The 15,868-nt window shown below is 69.8% G+C and carries 12 protein-coding genes and 2 pseudogenes; 10 read left to right on the forward strand and 4 right to left on the reverse strand.

The window, feature by feature from the left end; genetic code table 11:
- On the forward strand, positions 1 to 2,714 hold a 2,714-nt coding region (locus ACFU99_RS01240), incomplete at its 5' end, for a polymorphic toxin-type HINT domain-containing protein (protein WP_384384012.1).
- A gap of 42 nt (positions 2,715 to 2,756) precedes the next feature.
- Positions 2,757 to 3,236, forward strand: a complete 480-nt coding sequence (locus tag ACFU99_RS01245; RefSeq protein ID WP_384384015.1) for a hypothetical protein — start codon at positions 2,757 to 2,759, stop codon at positions 3,234 to 3,236.
- Between the two features lie 167 nt (positions 3,237 to 3,403).
- Here the strand turns inward: ACFU99_RS01245 and ACFU99_RS01250 are convergent.
- Positions 3,404 to 4,437 (reverse strand): annotated as a pseudogene (locus tag ACFU99_RS01250) (IS630 family transposase).
- 130 nt (positions 4,438 to 4,567) lie between these two features.
- On the opposite strand from ACFU99_RS01250, the pseudogene ACFU99_RS01255 reads away from it, so the two are divergent.
- Positions 4,568 to 5,759: pseudogene (locus ACFU99_RS01255) on the forward strand (IS3 family transposase).
- A 262-nt stretch (positions 5,760 to 6,021) separates the two neighbouring features.
- On the opposite strand, the gene ACFU99_RS01260 reads toward ACFU99_RS01255, so the two are convergent.
- A complete protein-coding gene (locus ACFU99_RS01260) occupies positions 6,022 to 7,809 on the reverse strand; it encodes an SMI1/KNR4 family protein (RefSeq protein ID WP_384384018.1) in 1,788 nt (595 codons plus the stop codon).
- A gap of 355 nt (positions 7,810 to 8,164) precedes the next feature.
- On the opposite strand from ACFU99_RS01260, the gene ACFU99_RS01265 reads away from it, so the two are divergent.
- From ACFU99_RS01265 to ACFU99_RS01290, 6 genes are all read left to right on the forward strand, one after another.
- Positions 8,165 to 8,308, forward strand: a complete 144-nt coding sequence (locus ACFU99_RS01265; RefSeq protein WP_384384021.1) for a lasso RiPP family leader peptide-containing protein — start codon at positions 8,165 to 8,167, stop codon at positions 8,306 to 8,308.
- Positions 8,309 to 8,511: 203 nt separating this feature from the next.
- Complete coding sequence (locus ACFU99_RS01270; RefSeq protein ID WP_384384023.1) at positions 8,512 to 10,383, forward strand: asparagine synthase-related protein; 1,872 nt, start codon at positions 8,512 to 8,514, stop codon at positions 10,381 to 10,383.
- Complete coding sequence (locus tag ACFU99_RS01275; RefSeq protein ID WP_384384025.1) at positions 10,364 to 10,624, forward strand: lasso peptide biosynthesis PqqD family chaperone; 261 nt, start codon at positions 10,364 to 10,366, stop codon at positions 10,622 to 10,624. The genes ACFU99_RS01270 and ACFU99_RS01275 overlap by 20 nt, the downstream gene beginning before the upstream one ends.
- Positions 10,621 to 11,031, forward strand: coding sequence for a lasso peptide biosynthesis B2 protein (locus ACFU99_RS01280; protein ID WP_384384027.1), 411 nt, complete (start codon positions 10,621 to 10,623; stop codon positions 11,029 to 11,031). The genes ACFU99_RS01275 and ACFU99_RS01280 overlap by 4 nt, the downstream gene beginning before the upstream one ends.
- Before the next feature lie 211 nt (positions 11,032 to 11,242).
- Positions 11,243 to 11,863 (forward strand): endonuclease, encoded by a 621-nt coding sequence (locus ACFU99_RS01285; RefSeq protein WP_384384030.1) that lies wholly within the window; start codon positions 11,243 to 11,245, stop codon positions 11,861 to 11,863.
- A gap of 161 nt (positions 11,864 to 12,024) precedes the next feature.
- On the forward strand, positions 12,025 to 12,441 hold the full coding sequence (locus ACFU99_RS01290) for an SseB family protein (RefSeq protein ID WP_384384032.1): 417 nt from the start codon (positions 12,025 to 12,027) through the stop codon (positions 12,439 to 12,441).
- 647 nt (positions 12,442 to 13,088) lie between these two features.
- On the opposite strand, the gene ACFU99_RS01295 is transcribed toward ACFU99_RS01290, so the two are convergent.
- Together ACFU99_RS01295 and ACFU99_RS01300 are read right to left on the reverse strand one after the other, a co-directional pair.
- Positions 13,089 to 13,451, reverse strand: a complete 363-nt coding sequence (locus tag ACFU99_RS01295; RefSeq protein ID WP_384384034.1) for a hypothetical protein — start codon at positions 13,449 to 13,451, stop codon at positions 13,089 to 13,091.
- Entirely contained in the window at positions 13,448 to 14,689 is a 1,242-nt protein-coding gene (locus ACFU99_RS01300; RefSeq protein WP_384384036.1) for an MFS transporter, read from the reverse strand. Before ACFU99_RS01300 ends, ACFU99_RS01295 begins: the two co-directional genes overlap by 4 nt.
- Positions 14,690 to 14,925: 236 nt before the next feature.
- On the opposite strand from ACFU99_RS01300, the gene ACFU99_RS01305 reads away from it, so the two are divergent.
- Complete coding sequence (locus tag ACFU99_RS01305) at positions 14,926 to 15,717, forward strand: AraC family transcriptional regulator (RefSeq protein WP_384384039.1); 792 nt, start codon at positions 14,926 to 14,928, stop codon at positions 15,715 to 15,717.
- Positions 15,718 to 15,868: the final 151 nt, after the last annotated feature.

Here is a 15,868-nt window from a genome sequence, read left to right on the forward strand (position 1 = left end):
GCGCTTCCGGACATTACTCGGGCCAGGCCAGGGCGGCGGCCGCGGAGACCCGCCATCACGCTCAGGAGTCGCGGCGCGCCGCCAACGCGGCCTCAGCGCTGGCCTCCCAGTCGGCTCGCTTTGCCGACGAGTCACGGGCTGCCGCCGCCAAGGCCGCCACGCACGCCGAGAACGCCGCGGAAGCGGCCGAGGACGCCGCAAAGCACGCCGGTGATGCCAAGACCGCGAAGGACAAGGCGGCCCGGGACGCTGCTGCGGCCAAGGTGGCAGCCGACGCCGCCACTGCCGCGGTCACCACCGCCAAGAGGGTCTTCGCCCTGGCACGGGAGACCGAGGCAGAGGACCTCAAGACGCGCACCGCGGCCGCGATGGAACACGCGGAGTCGCAGAAGGCGTCCCTTGACGAGTTCACCGCCAAGGCCGCGCAGTCGGTTCTGGAAGGTCAGGGCATCCGGGACGACACCGCCGCCTTGGCTGCCCAGGCCGCCAAGCCCGATGCCGACGCCAAGGCTCTCGCCGTGAAGGGCCGTGCTGTCGCGCTGCGCACCATGAAGTACTTCGGCTCCTGGCGCCAGGACGCCGCCGCCCGGGCCCTGTCCGGCGACGATGCCGACGTGCTGGATTACCTGCGCACCGGGTGGAAGCAAGCCGAACAGGACGAGACGCGCCAGCAGGTCACCAACCTCAGCAGCACCAGTCCCTACGAGGCCGTACGCACCGGTGCCGCTGAGGTGTTGAAGGACGGCACGCCGGATCAGATCCGGGACTTCTACACCGTCGGCCAGTACAAGGTCGCGAACATCGAATACCGCGTCCTCATCGGCAAGATCCACAACACGGGCGGACCAAGCGTCAAGGAGGCGGCCAAGAAAGCGCTTGCCGACGGCAGTCCTGATGCCATGCTCACCTTCCTCAACAGCGGCCAGTACCAGGCGCGGCATATCGACGAACGCGTCATCGCCGGCAAGCTGATCAACAGCGGCGGCCCCGAGATGCAGGCCGCGGCCAAGACCGCGCTCGTCGGATCACCGGACCGGCTGCACGACTTCATCGAGGTCGGCCAGTACATGGCCGACCGCAAAGACCAACTCGCCGCCACCCATATCAACCAGGTCCAGCGCCTGATCCACGAAGCCGACTTGGTCCAAGCCAAGGCCCAGCAGAACCGCTGGCTCGCCGCCGAGGCCGCCGCCCAGGCCGAGGACGCCAACGACCAGGCACAACAGGCAGCGAACCAGGCAAGCAAGTCCGCAGACCAGGCCGACCAGTACGCCGCCGAAGCCCGCGAGTCCGCGGAGCGCGCGACGGCCAGCGCCGACAAGGCCGCTGAATCCGCCGTCACCGCACGCAATGCCGCTGACCGCGCCAACCACGACGCGATGGCCGCGGAAGAATCCGCCGCGCAAGCCGAATTCTCCGCCGACTACGCACGCAGCTCCGCTGTCACCGCCAGGGGTGCCGCCTCGGAGGCCCACGATTCGGCGCTGGCCGCCGGCAAGAGCGCTGAGGAGGCCAAAAGACTCGCTTCCGAGGCGTGGACCGAAGTGGTCAAGAAGCGGGAAGCCGAACTCGCTGAGGCGCGCCGCCAGGCCGCGGAAGAACGGAAGAAGAAGCGGGAGGCCAAGCCGAAGAAGCCCTGCATCCCCTACCAGTCCCGCGACAACCTGCCCCCGTGCATGTTCGCCGTCGCCGGCGGATCCGACCTGTACTACTACGAGGATCTGACCGTCGACCCGACGATGAAGGAAGTCGCCTGGGAACTCTTCGGCCTCAACGATGCCAAGAAGTGCATCAAAAACCCCAATTTCGTCGACTGCGCCATGGCCGCCATCACGTTCATGCCCGTCGGCAAGGGCGGAAAGCTGCTCAAGAAGGCTGAAGAGGGCGTCGAGGAAATCGCCGAAGGCTCCCGCTACGCGAAGGCCCGGAAGTGCTTCCAGTGCTTCCTGGCCGGCACCAAGGTCCTCATGGCGGACCGTTCGGCAAAAAACATCGAGTCCGTCAGAGTTGGCGAACGGGTCGTTGCCACGAACCCAGTCACCGGGGAAACCACTGGTCGCAAGGTGACCGACCTCATAGTCACCGAACATGACAAAAATTTCAACGAACTCACTATTAACACCCGCCACGGCAGCGAGCGGCTCACCGCTACATATGAACACCCCTTCTGGTCGCCCTCTCGCCATACGTGGGTCGAGGCAGCCAAGCTCAAGGCCGGGACCACACTGAGAACTGTTGACGGCAGCACCGTCACCGTTCAAAAGAATCGCGCCTACACCGAACACGCGCGAACCTACAACCTCACCGTGAAGGAACTGCACACATACTATGTGCTCGCCGGCCGGACGCCGATCCTCGTCCATAATGCCAACTGTGACGCCGGCGACGCCCTCAAACGGTGGCAAAGCAGGAGTTTCACGTTCGGAGATAATTTCTTCCTGCTCAGAAAGAAGGACCTTATCCACATCCTCGAAGAGCACCATCCAGCCTACCTTCGGGGCAACACGGCCGGAAAAACCTACTTCGACAAGCGGATGAGCATCGAGGATGTCCAGGATGCAATATCTGCAGTATTGAGAAAAAATCAACGGAAGCTGAGCGACCCAGAATACGCCCAGGGGAAGTGGGACAAAATATACGGAGAATACCAGGGGCGTCAATACGTTCTCGGATTCGGGGACGGCGTAGTAGGACAGTTTTACCCGCTTCCGTAGGCCTCCTGGAATTACAGGCCAATCAAGACAGATGGGGAACCGATGGCAGTGCGAGTAAGAAGTTTCGTCATCTCCGCCTCTGGGGAACTCGAATCGATCGATACCTGTGATATCGAGTTCCATCGAGATCGGCGGACCCAAGGGGGCATCGAGCTCTACGTCGATGACACTCTGGTTCTCGGACGCAAAGAAACCGACACCGTCGATGCACTCTGGTCCTTGATCCTCACCTATATCGAAGGTTTCCAGGCGGGAAGTACGGGAGTGGTCAATTTCCCGGAGCGCAGGTTCACATTCAGCCTGACGAGAATGCCCCGAGGGAATGTCTTGGTGAGGTTCACAGACCGCGAGGTCAAGCGCACAGCTTTGGGTCGCGAGAAGGAAGTCCTAGAAGCTCTGACGTCAGGCGCCGTAGAATTTTTCAACGCGGTTCTAAATTCCTCCCCCAAGGACGAATGGAGTTACCGGAGGGACTTCAATACCGCGACACGCTTGCATGATACTTACTCAAGCGTTGACTGATCCGCCCGGGCCGACACTCGCATAAAGAGTCAGAGCATTACCCGAGGCCATGCTTCCCCAATTCAGTGGTGGCAAATAAATGTCCCGCCAGGCAACTCCTGGCGGGACATCTGCACAAGCGGGATGGAAGTGATTGACGGGAAGGTCGGGCTCGGCGCCTCGGGCGGCTAAGCGGCTTTCCAGAAGTCCTGTCGGTAACGCGTTGGGAACCAGGGGCTTGTCCAGGGGGCGGCAGTAGCCAGGTTCTGTCCGGGTGCGCGGTGTCGGAAGAATGCATGGATCTGCCGCTTGCGGCCGGGCCAGGAGACCGCGGTGTCCGCGATGAAGGTCTTCAGTGCGGCCCAGACCCGTTCGGTCAGGTTGTCGTGCGGGCTGTAGCGGGCGCTGAAGAACAGGTGCATCCCCGGGTGGGCAGCCAGGAAGCCGCGGACCGTGCGGGCGTGCTGGATCTGGTCGTTGTCGCAGATGACCGCGATCGCCGGGGCGTGTGGGTAGGCGGCCAGAAGTTGTTCGAGCAGGGTGAGGAAGTCGGCCGCACAGCGGCGCCCGAGCCGGTAGAAGAACATGCCGCTGGTGATCTCCAGCGCGCCCAGTATGGTCACCTGCCGGTTCTTGCCGGGGGTGGGAATCTCGGGGCGGTGGCCGGGCAGCGTCCAGCGGGCGCGGACGTGCGGCAGCAGGTGCACATGCGTTTCGTCGGCGGTGAAGATTTTCGCGCCGTCGGGCAGCATGGCCATCCGGCGGTGCAGGGCTGCCAGCACGGTCTCCCGGTGCGGATCGCTGCGGGCGATCAGCTTCGGCCTGCGCCAGAGGGCGGTCTGGCGCAGGCGCCGGTAGAGCGTGCGGCGGCTGATTCGTGGCGCTCCCAGGTGGCGGTGGAGTCGGCGTAGGGTCCACGGCCAGGGCCGTTGAAGGAGGGTGGCGATCCGCGCGGTCAGCAGGCTGCCGCCCAGGCGCGGGCGGCACTGCGGGGCCGGTCGTCCAGGCCGGCCACGCCGCTGGTGTTGAACCGTGTGAGCCGGCGCCGCACCGTGGCCGGGTCGTACTGCAACAGCACTGCTATCCGTGTGGGTGGCAGGCCCTGCAGGGAGAGCAGCACCATCACCGCCCGGATCGTCGACCGTCCTGGGCCGCGGAGCAGGCGGCGCAGCCTATCGCTTTCGCCGTCGGAGGCGTTGGCGAACACGGTGGGTGGGCGCACACTGACCACGACCTCGTCGGGCGGGCGGACGATGCTGACACCTCGATCGAACGCCCGATGAGCTGTGCTGAGATTTGTGGAGTCCCTGATGCCAGGGTTACGGTCCTGGCGAAGGAGATCCACCAGCACCATGCCAGCACCCCGTAAATACCCCGATGAACTTCGTGAGCGGGCGGTCCGCGAGGTCCGCGCCCCCGGCCGCCCGATCGCGCACGTCGCGAAGGACCTCGGCATCCGCAAGGAGGCCCTGCGCGGCTGGGTCCGCCAGGCGAGGCCGACCATGGCGAACGCGACGACCGGCTGACCACCGCCGAGCACGACGAGCTCAAACAACTCCGCAAAGAAGTAGCGGAGTTGAGGCGGGCCAACGAGATCCTCAAAGCCGCCTCGGTGTTTTTTGCCCAGGAGATCGACCGTCCCCGGACGAGGCCGAGCAGGTGATCGACCATCTGCGTGCGAACGGTCTTGGGGTCGATCCCGTCTGCCGGGTGCTGGAGCTGTCGCCGTCGACATACTTCGCCCGCAAGAAGCGGCCGAAGTCGGCCCGCCGGCTCCGCGACGAACAGCTCATGCCGGTGATCGAGCAGGTCCACGCCGAGTCCGGCGGCACGAATGGGGCCCGCCGGATCACCCGCGCACTGCGGCGCAACGGCGTCGAGGTGGCCCGCTGCACCGTCGAGCGACTCATGGCCGAACGCGGTCTGGAGGGCGTGATGCGTGGCCGACGGCGCCGCACCACGATCCCGGAGCCGTCGGCGCCCCGTCCGCCGGACCTGGTGGACCGCAACTTCACCGCGGCGCGGCCCGATCAGCCGTGGGTGGCTGACATGACGTATGTCCGCACATGGTCGGGCCGGGCATACGTGGCGTTCGTACTGGACGTGTACTCACGGATGATCGTCGGCTGGCAGGTCGCCGACCACATGCGGACCGAACTTCCCCTGGACGCCCTGGAGATGGCGCTGTGGAGACGGAGGATCAAGAAGGACTCCGGCCTCATTCATCACAGCGACAGGGGTTCGCAATATGTGTCGATTCGATACACCGACCGGCTCGCAGACATCGGCGCCTCCGCGTCGGTCGGATCCGTCGCGGACTCGTACGACAATGCCATGGCCGAGGCTCTGAACGGCACTTTCAAGGCCGAGCTGATCGAGATGCAGGGCCCCTGGAAGGACCCCACCCAGGTCGAACGGGCGATCTTCCAGTGGATCACCTGGTACAACGAAGAACGTCTGCACTCCGCGCTCGACTATGTGCCACCAGCCGAGTACGAACGCGACTTCCGGCAAAGCCAGGAACGAGTCCCGCAGTCCGCCTGAAACAAGATCGCCGGACTCTACGAAAATCGGGGCAGCTCAGTCGCCCCTGCCCTGGCCGCTCTGGACCAGGGGCGACCGTTGCCCGCGCCTTTTGACGATCTTGAGCACGTCTGAGACCTCATCAATACCGACGAGCGAGTTCCGCGGAGACCGTGTCGCAGCCGCACATGGCTGTTCCCGCTCTGTTCGCCGCTACGGGGCCCGATCCGCTCCAGGCCGCGCTTGACGCTGTCTACGCCGCGGTCACCGCCTACGGCGAGGACTACCGTCGTCTGCTCGACGAGGTGGGGGTCGTGGCCCGGGGAGGCTGAGTTCGGCGTACGGACGCCAGGTCGGCCGCGAGTTCGGCGCGCCAGTGCAGTGTGCTGCGGGCGTACTGGATTGGCTGGGCGGCGGCGCGTGGGGGTAGCTGTATCAGGCTTTGCAGGGCGTCGGCCGCGGCCTTGCGGCGCCACCAGGTCAGCTCTTCGCCGCGGTTCAGCGTCGGCGGATCGCCGTGCTTCCCGCCGAAGTTGAGGCGCTGAATGGCCTGGGTCTCGGCGAGTACGGCGCGCAGCCGCATATCCAGCGGGGAGCCGTCCGTCAGCGGTCCCGTCCAGCCGCGGTCGAGGTCGTCCAGCGCTTGGCCCACTTCCGGATATGCCGCCAGGCCGTTCTCGTCCGCGAGGCGTCGTACTTGCTTGGCCAGTGCGGACCTCAGCTGTTCGTCGGGGAACCCGGTGATGATGTCGCCCAGGTCCCCTCCGGGCGAGGAACCGCGACGCGGGTCGTCCAGGAACGGCAAGATGTGGGCTGCGGTCAGGGGGCCGTTCAGTGCGTGGTCGTCGAGGTCGATTCCGACTTCGGAGCGCAGCATGCCGCGCAGGGCGTCGAGACGTTCCTGTTGGGTGAGGGAGGGGCCGGAGAAATTCAGTCCAGCGCGTTCCTGGGCGGCTTGGAGGAGGTCCTCGCGCATCTCCCGGCCGAGCAGATTGGTTCCGAGTTCGCTGACGATCTTTCCGTCGCCGAACATGTGCATCCGGATGTCGGCTATCTGCAGGGACACGGCACGCGTGCCGGCCGACAGCCTCCGCAGGGTTTCTTCGCGCATGCCGTACCCGGAATGCGCGATGGGGTCCTGCCGCTCCTCGGCGGCGAAGACCCATTCACCGCCCGTCGCCCGGCCGACGCGGATAACGGGCAGGCAGCGCCTCCCTACAGCCGCCACCGCTTCGTCACACGACCAGGAGTTCGGTGCTTCGTCCAACGCACCGAAACGGCGGAGGAGTTCTGTCTCGTCGATGCCGTGGACAAAGGTCAGGCAGGTGTAGCGGTACGTGCCGTCGCGGCGGGTGTTCTGCCACGGCCCCGGGACGGGCTCGGGCTCGGGCTCGGGCTCGGGTTGAAGTGAAAAGGACCCGATCTGGGGCAGTTGTTCTTCGAGGGCGGGCTCCGCGATGGCGGCCGCCCTGAGCCCCAGCAGCGATCGCGGGTCGGGGTGAGATTCCTCCCGGTGCCGGTTGTCGTGTTCCCAGAGCAACTCGCCGTTGAATGCGATGGGGACGTATCCGGCGAGCGCGCGCCCGGATTCCAGGCAGGTCGCCACTTCTTCCAAGTAGGCGCCCAGCGAGGGCGCCAGACCGAATCTCACGCCGTCGTATTCGCTGAACCAGCCGATGGCGCCGAAGGAATCGCCGGGACGGCAGTCCATGACCATGCCGTTGACGTCGTCGTCGGTGATGAAGAGGTAGTCGTGATGCCAGTAGTCGTCATGTCCCTCGCCGTCGCCGTCGCCGTCCAAGTCGGCCAGGAATTCGCGCATCATCAGCGTGCGACCGCTGATCTCGGCCGGCCCCATCGGCGCCCCGCCCGGAAATCTGAAGGAGCCGCCCACACCCCGGCACAGGAGAGAGGCGGCCAATTCCTCGGGGAAGGGAACGCCGAGCTCCCGCCCCGCCTCTTCGATTTCCTCCGGCTGGACCTGCTCGCAACCGGCTCGCGCGTTACGGGCGTTGCCCCGCAGCCAGCTCCCCACCCGGTCCCAGGCGGCCTCCACCCGTCGCTTCCCCACGCCTGTCCTCACGCCCCTCACCCCTCGCCACTGCCGCGGTCATGATCACCGGCTTGTCGGCGGATGGCCGCGACAGTCGGCCCCGGCACGATGCCACATGGATCCGCTGGGCGGCGGTCCAGATTTCTCACCCAGTCCATGATTACTCTCTGCAATGGTCGGGCAGGATCACCCACAGTTGGGGCGGGACGGGGGCCAGTGAGGGGTGTCCCACTCTGACGTGCTGGGTTTATGCCCTTGAGGGTCACTCGTGGGCATGGTGTTCGCCGGGGGATCTAGCGCTCAGCATCCCCTATGTGCGTCACTGTGTGTAGCGGGTGGATCCGCCACCCGTGCGAATCGGAAGGTGACCGTGATGAGCGAGACGCTGCACATCGAAACCGCCGACGTCTACGAGACCCCCGTGCTGGCCGAGGCCGGCGACTTCGCCGAACTCACCCAGGGCCCTGGAGGCGACGTGCCCGAGGGCAGCGGCTCGCTACGCCTCCTCTGGTGGTAGCCGAACCGGTGCCTCGGTAGCCGCCGTTCGAAGCGCGGGTGCCGGTGCGCGGCCGCTTCTGCGGTGCGGATCGGCGCCCGTTGCCCGATCGGATCGCGGCGCTGCCGGCGAGGGGGTTTGAAGGCCGTGTGCGCACACGGCACGCGTAGTGGTGGGGATGCGGGCAATGGGGCGCCGGGGGGTGTCCGGGGAGGAGTGGGGACGTGTCGAATACGGCATCGGGGTGCTGGTTCGTAGTGCTTCCGGACGCGGAGTTTCCGCCCGGTCTGCTGGCCCGGTTGCGGGACCGGGCAGCCGACGAGGTGGACCATCCGTCGGGGCGGCCGTGGCTGCTGGGTTCCTGGGCGGCTGAGGAGATGGCTCTGGCGCGGGCAGGGAGCCGGCTGTTGGCTCTGTTCGGCGAGGCGTCGGCGAGCGCCGCCGTGCTGAGGGTCCGGCTGAAGAAGGTGCGGGGCCTCACGGACCTGGAGAGCGCGCTGGCCGGGGTGTACGGCAGTTTCCATGTGGCGGCGTCCATGGCGGGGCACGGGTACGTACGCGGGAGCGCCTCCGGGGCCCGGCGTCTCTACCGGGCCGACATCGGCGGGGTGACGGTGTGCGCGGACCGCGCCCGGACCCTGGCCTGGCTCGTCGGCGCGCGGCCGGACACCGCGCGCGTCGCCGCCCACCTGGCCTTCCCCCAGCTGCCGCACCCGCTGGCCGGGGCGTCGATGTGGACCGGCGTGGAGGCCGTGAGTCCAGGGGACGCGCTGTGCACGGAACCGGGCGGAAGGGGGCGTACGGCCGGGTGGTGGCAGGCGCCGCCTGCTGAACTGTCGCTCTATGAGGGCGCGCGGGGGCTGCGCGACGCCTTGCGGGAGGCCGTCGCCCTGCGGGTGCGGCCGGGCCAGGTGCTGGGGGCCGACCTGTCCGGCGGCATGGACTCCACTTCCCTGTGCTTCCTGGCCGCCGAGTCCGGTGCGGCCCTGGTCACCGCGACCCTGCACTGGAGCGCCGCCGGCAATGAGGACCGGGAGTACGCGCGTTACGCCGCCGAGCGGCTGCCCGGAGCCGAGCCCCTGGAGTTCGTGCCCGAGCATCTGCCCGCCTGCTTCACCGGGCTCGACGCACCCCGCCATCCGCTGGAGGAGCCCAACTGTCTGCTGCGCGACCGGGCCGTCCAGCAGCGTCTGGCGGGCGAGTTGCGCAGTTGGGGCGCCGTGCTGCGGCTGTCCGGGCACGGCGGGGACCACGTGGTGGTGCCGCCCGTGTCCTACCTCCACACGCTGCTGCGGCGCAGCCCGCGCGCCGCGCTGCGTCAGACGGCCGGGTTCAGGGCGCGCGGGCGCTGGCCGCTCGCCGCCACCGCGCGCATGCTGCTGGGCCACCGCTCGTACCCCGCCTGGCTCAGCACAGCCCGGGGCCGCCTGCGCGAGGGCGCTCCGACCGGCGGGGCCCCTGAGGTCTGGGGGCCGTACCCGCGCCTTCCGGTCTGGGCGAGCGCGCAGACCGCCGAGCAGGTCGCGGCGCTCCTCGGCCGAGCGGCCGAGCGGGACCTGCCGCTGGCGGCGGAACCGGGCCGGCACGCCTGGATCCACCAGATGCGCGAAGCCGGGCGCGTCGCCACCCTGCTGCACGAGGCCGGCGCCGAGGCGGGACTGCCCACGCACAGCCCGTTCTGCGACGACGCCGTACTCGACGCCTGCCTGGCCGTACGGCCCGAGGACGCGGGCAGCCCCTGGTCGTACAAACCACTGCTGGCCGCCGCGATGGACGGCCTGGTCCCCGAACACCTCCTGGACCGCACCTCGAAGGACCATTGCAGCGCCGAATGGCACCACGGCCTCAAGACCCACCGCCGTCATCTCGCCGCCTGGGCCGACACCTCCCTCCTGACCGCCGCGGGCATCACCGACCCGCGCGCTCTACGACAGGCCCTGCTCAGCCCCGGCCTGAACACGGGCGGCGCCGCCGAACTGGAGAGCACACTGGGCGCGGAGGCATGGCTGCGCGAGGTGGCCGCCCACCCCGAGCCCGCCTACCTCGCCCCTCGCCACCACCAGGAGGAGCCCTCCGTTGACTCAGCTGCGCACTGACGTCGCGTGCTGTCCCACCGAGGACGGCATGGTCCTGCTCGACGAGCGGGACGGCCGCTACTGGCAGCTCAACGCCACCGGGGCCACCATCGTCCAAGCCCTGTTGAAGGGCGCCACCCCGCAGCAGATCGCCGATGGGCTCGCCACCGCCCGGCCCGTCACCATGGAGCGCGCCCACGCCGATGTCACCGCCCTCATCGACCACCTCACCCGCACCGGTCTGGTGGTGACGGGCCCGTGAGCCAGGTCCTCGACACCGGGCCGGACCGCCCGCCCCCGGTCCGCCGCCTCGCCGCCCGTACCGCCGTCGGCGCGGCCCGGCTGCTGGCCCACCTGCCGCCCCGGCGGCTGAGCGCCGTCCTCCGCACCGCTCGGCGGGGCGCGGCGCCCGCGGACTACGCCACCGCGCTGCGGGCCCGCCAGGACGTGACCGCGGTCAGCGTCCTGTGCTCCGGTCGGTACTGCCTCCAGCGCTCCCTGGCCACCGCGCTGTTGTGCCGTCTCGGCGGCACCTGGCCCACCTGGTGTACGGGCGTACGGACGCCGCCCTTCGCCGCGCACGCCTGGGTCGAGGCGGACGGCCACCGCGTCGGCGAGCCCGAGGAGGCCGCCACCTACCGCGTCCTGCTCACCGTTCCGCCGCCTTGACCGCCGCCTTGACTGGCGGGTTGACCGACGGGTTGACCGGCACCTTGACCGACGGGTTGCGAATTCCGCAGAACTTGCCTTGCAGAGCAGGGCTTGCAGAGGGGAGGAGGACGAGGGCTCGTGGCGGTTCGTCAGCGGGTGGGGGGATTGCCGGTGATGTTCCGTACAGGGCGGGTACCAAGGGTGGGGACGGAGGAAAGGAGTTCCCACCATGCCGCGAGCCGCTCCACGCGAGACCGTCCGCGACCTGCTGGACGAGCACGGCCGTACGTTCGCCCACGAGGCGGGCATCCGGCTCCGGAACACGCCGCAGCCGCTCTACCGGCTGCTCGTGCTCTCCGTGCTGCTGAGCGCCCGCATCCGCCACAGCATCGCCGTCGACACCGCGCGGGCACTGTACGAGGCGGGGCTGCGCGATCCCCGGCGGATGGCAGAGGCCAGTTGGCAGGAGCGGGTGGACGCCCTGGGGAAGGGGGGCTACCGGCGCTATGACGAGAGCACCGCGACGCGGCTCGGGGACGGCGCGGAGATGCTGAGGGAGGAGTACAGGGGGGACCTGCGCCGGATGCGGGACGCCGCGGGCGGGGACGTCGCCGAGTCGCGGAGGCGGCTGCGCAAGGTGCCGGGGCTCGGCCCCGTCGGCGCGGACATCTTTCTGCGGGAGGCCCAGGGAGTCTGGCCCGAGGCCGCGCCCTACCTGGACGCCAAGGCCTTGCAGGGTGCGCGCCGCCTCGGGCTGCCGGACAGTTCGAAGGCGCTCGTCCGGCTGGTGGGCGACGGCGACCCGGCCGTCTTCGCCGCCGCGCTGGTGCGCGTGGCCTTGCAGAAGTGATGGCGGGGCGGGAGTGGCCGGGCCGCGGGGAAGCCGGCCGCGGCGACGTGCGGTGCGGGGGCATGTCCGGGCTGAGGACGGGTACGCGGGGGACTTCCCGTCCTGTGCGGAGTTCGCCCAGGACCGCTGCCCGAACCCCTACGCGATGACAGGACTCCCCCATGAACACGCCCATGGACTTCCCCTCCGGCAACGGCCTCTCCCCCGCCCAGCAGGCGCTCAACGCCCTCAACGAGAACGCCCAGGACGTGGCGGCCCTGGACACGCTGGCGGGGAGCGACGTACTGATTCCCGTTCCCGATGAGCTGAGCGACGCGCAGGAACCCGACTCCGGGGACGTGGTCCTGCCGATCATGGAGCAGCCGGGCGGGGCGCAGCTGGTGCCCGTATTCACCTCGGAGCTGCGCATGGCCGAACTGCTGCCGTCCATCTCCCGCTACCGGATGGTGCCGCTCGGCACGCTCGCCGAGCAGTGGCCCCCCGGGGAGCTCTCTCTGGCCATCGACGCGAGTTCGCCCGGCGGCCTGACCCTCGACGCCCAGGGCGTACGGACCTTGCTCGCCCGGCCGCGCGGCTGAACCCGCACGACTGAACGCGCATGGTCGGCGTCGCACGGTCGGCGTCGCACGGTCGGCGTCGCACGGTCGACATCGCACGGTCGGCGTGCGGGGCCGCCCGCTCGTACGCCCGTATGCCCGGACGTACACGTACACGTACGCGGCCGAAACCCGACGGGGCGGGGCCCGGTTGAGGCCCCGCCCCCGCTCCTCTCGCGTTTCGCTACTGGTCGGGTCCGGTGCCCGTTTCCGGGGCCGGGCGGACGCGGCGGGAGGCGAGGAGGGCCAGGAGCCGGGCCACCGCTCCCGGTCGGCGCGAGGCCGGGACGGGTGCTCCCTCAGGGGGCCCGGAGACAGCCTCAGCTCCGGGATCAGCCGCGGGTCCGGAGGCGGAACCTGCCTCTGATCCGATTTCGTGGCCCGGTGCGAGCTCGGGCCTCGTCTCGGGTCCCGCCTCAGGTGTCGGCTCCGAGCCCCTCTCGGAAGCGGGCCCGGAAGGGGAAGGTGAGTTGGGGGAAGGGGGCCGGTGGGTCAGATAGGACTGGGCGCGCAGATAGCCGTCCAGTCGGCGCCAGGGGTCGGTGGGCATGCTGCCTCTTCTGCTCTCGTGGCTGTCGAACCGAGGGGCAGGCGGCTTTTCCGCCCGTGCGGGCGGGGCCGCGGTCCTCTCAGCAGCGCAGGACGGGGCAGCGGGCGTGGGCGGCCGGGTTGGCGGCCCGGCCGGGGCGGGGCGGTACGCCGGATCGCGGTGGGGCGGGCGCGTGGCCGCGCCGGTCTGCCGGGCGGGGGTCGGTACGGCGGCCGGCGCGGCCGGGGCAGGCGGTGCGGCGCTGCCCGTCAGCGCACGTGGCGCTCTCGTCGGTGAACCGCTCGGCCTCCACCACCGCGGCGGCGGATTGCGCCGGGCCGGTGGCGGTGGAGGCGCGCGCCGCCAGGGGCTCCGCGCCGCACAGCGCGAGCAGTGCGGCGATCAGCGCGGCGGCGGCAGCGCGCGCGGCGGACCGCCACACAGGTCCACCCCGCCCAGTCATGTACCAAGAGTAGTCACGCGATTACCCTTTGCGCGCTCCTTCGAATGGGGGAGAACACCCACGACGAGCCCGGCCAGGGCCGCGACGACGCCCACGGCGGCCACGGCGGGCCAGCCGCCGCTCCCCCAGGCCACCGAGCCCGCGAGCGAGCCGATGGCGATGCCCAGGAAACGGAGAGTGAAGTAGAGCGTGTTGAGGCGGTTGTGAGCGGACTTGTCCAGCGTGAAAAGGGAGGTCTGGCAGACGACCTGGCTGCCCCAGACGCCGATGTCGAGGACGACGACTCCGGCGATCAGCCAGGTCAGGCTCGTACCGCCGGGCAGCAGCAGCAACCAGCCCGCGATCACGGTGACGATGAGGGCGCCCATGCCCAGGCGCGGGCCGAGGCGGTCGGCGAGCCGTCCGGCGGCCGGTGAGGCGAGCGCGCTGGCGGCGGCGACCAGGCCGAAGAGGCCGACCTCCGTGGAGCCGTAGTGGTAGTCCTGTTCGAGCAGGAAGGTCAGGGCGGTCCAGAACGCGCCGAACGCGATCCCCACCAGCCCGCCGGAGATGGTGACCCGCCGGATCAGCGGGTGGGATGCGAACAGCCGGGGCAGCGATGCCAGCGTCGTGCGGTAGCGGACGCTGCTGATGGGCGGGGCGGCCGGGAGTACGCGCCAGAGCACGCAGGTGAGCAGCAGCGTCAGCGCGCACGAGCACCAGTAGACGGCGCGCCAGCCGGCCAGTTCGGCGAACGATCCGGAGTACGCGCGCGACGCCAGCACGCCGATCAGCAGTCCGCCCTGGATGGTGCCCACGACCCGGCCCCGGCGCTGGTCGCCGGCGAGTGCGACGGCCAGCGGCGCGACCAGTTGCGGGATCGGGGAGAGCAGGCCGACCAGGAAGCTCGCGATGATCAGCCACCACGCCGTGGGCGCCACGGCGGACGCGGCCAGGGCGACGGTGGAGGCGGCGCCGAGGCGGAGGATCAGACGGCGCCGGTCGTGGCTGTCGCCGGCCGGGACCATCAGCAGGATTCCGGCGGCGTAGCCGAACTGGGTGGCCGTGGGGACGGCCCCGAGCGCCTCGGGGCTCACGTGCAGGTCCGCGGCGGCCGACCCCAGCAGCGGCTGGTTGAGGTAGACGTTGGCCGCGGTGACCGCGCTGGTCACGGCCAGCAGCACGGTGAGGGGGCGGGTGAGCCGACCGGGCTCCTCGGTCAGGTCGGCCAGGCCGGCGGTGTCCGTGGCGTCAGCCATGTCGGGCCACCCCCCGCCCGTACGCCGTGGATTCGTACGCCTGCGATGCGCGTACGAAATACATATGCGGGGGCTTACGGGCTGGGCTGGTACGAGCCGGGGCGACGACGGGCGCACCGGGGGGCGCCGGGGCCGGCCGGCTCTCGTTCAAGGTCTCCATCACGTGGGTCCACGCTATGGCGGCCCCCGCCTGACATGCTTTCGCTCCTACGCCATCACCTATCGAGAGTGCGCCAATGTACGGGAAGAGCGAGGACCGCGACGACTACCAGCGGGTCCCGCGGCCGCTGGCGGCCATGGCGCGCGATCTCCCCGACGGCCACCACATCCCCGCGCACCGGCACCGGCGCGCGCAGTTGATCTACGGAACGACGGGGGCGATCACCGTCGTCACCGGCCACGGCACCTGGGTGGTGCCCGCCACACGCGGCGTGTGGGTGCCGCCCGGCGTCACCCACACCATGAGCTGTACGGGCGCGGTGCGGATGCGCACCCTCTACATCGAGCCGTCCGCGGCCGCCGCCCTGCCCACCGAGCCGACCGTCGTCTCCATCTCGCCGCTGCTGCGCGAGCTCATCGACGAAGCGACCCGGCTGCCCGTCGAATACGCGCCGGACGGGCGCGACGGCCAGGTCATGGCGCTGCTGCTGACCGAACTCGCCCCGCGCCCCGTGCCGGCCCTGCATCTGCCCGCCCCCGACGACCCCGAGCTCGACGGGCTCTGCGCGGCGATCCAGCACGACCCCGGCGGCCACTGGACGACCGCCACCGCCGCCGCCCACGCGCATCTGAGCCCACGCAGCCTCCAGCGCCGGTTCGCCGCCGCCACGGGTATGTCGCTGAGCCACTGGGTGCAGCAGGCGCGGCTGATCCACGCCGTCATCCTGCTGGCCCGCGGCCTCCCGGTGACGGCCATCGCCGCAGAACTCGGTTACGCGACGCCCAGCGCCTTCACGGCCATGTTCCGCCGGGCGCTCGGGACCTCGCCCACCGCCTACTTCGCCGACCAGCGGGAGGCACGGTCGTAGGCGCGGCCACGCCACCGCCCGCAGGACCACCAAAACATGCCATAAGCGCATACCGCCGCGTACGCCCCAACTAACCCTCGTTTGGGGTCTTGTAGGGCCCCGGCAACGAAATTTGCACGATACACGCGGTGCGTAAGATGCACAGCGCCCG

It is taken from the genome of Streptomyces sp. NPDC057654, from assembly GCF_042800135.1.
Lineage (GTDB): Bacteria > Actinomycetota > Actinomycetes > Streptomycetales > Streptomycetaceae > Streptomyces.

What these genes read in the sequence shown, in the direction of transcription:
- ACFU99_RS01245 (WP_384384015.1), top strand. Translation starts at nt 2,757, where the DNA reads ATGGCAGTGCGAGTAAGAAGTTTCGTCATCTCCGCCTCTGGGGAACTC.
- ACFU99_RS01265 (WP_384384021.1), top strand. Translation starts at nt 8,165, where the DNA reads ATGAGCGAGACGCTGCACATCGAAACCGCCGACGTCTACGAGACCCCC.
- ACFU99_RS01285 (WP_384384030.1), top strand. Translation starts at nt 11,243, where the DNA reads ATGCCGCGAGCCGCTCCACGCGAGACCGTCCGCGACCTGCTGGACGAG.
- ACFU99_RS01290 (WP_384384032.1), top strand. Translation starts at nt 12,025, where the DNA reads ATGAACACGCCCATGGACTTCCCCTCCGGCAACGGCCTCTCCCCCGCC.
- ACFU99_RS01295 (WP_384384034.1), bottom strand. Translation starts at nt 13,451, where the DNA reads ATGACTGGGCGGGGTGGACCTGTGTGGCGGTCCGCCGCGCGCGCTGCC.
- ACFU99_RS01300 (WP_384384036.1), bottom strand. Translation starts at nt 14,689, where the DNA reads ATGGCTGACGCCACGGACACCGCCGGCCTGGCCGACCTGACCGAGGAG.
- ACFU99_RS01305 (WP_384384039.1), top strand. Translation starts at nt 14,926, where the DNA reads ATGTACGGGAAGAGCGAGGACCGCGACGACTACCAGCGGGTCCCGCGG.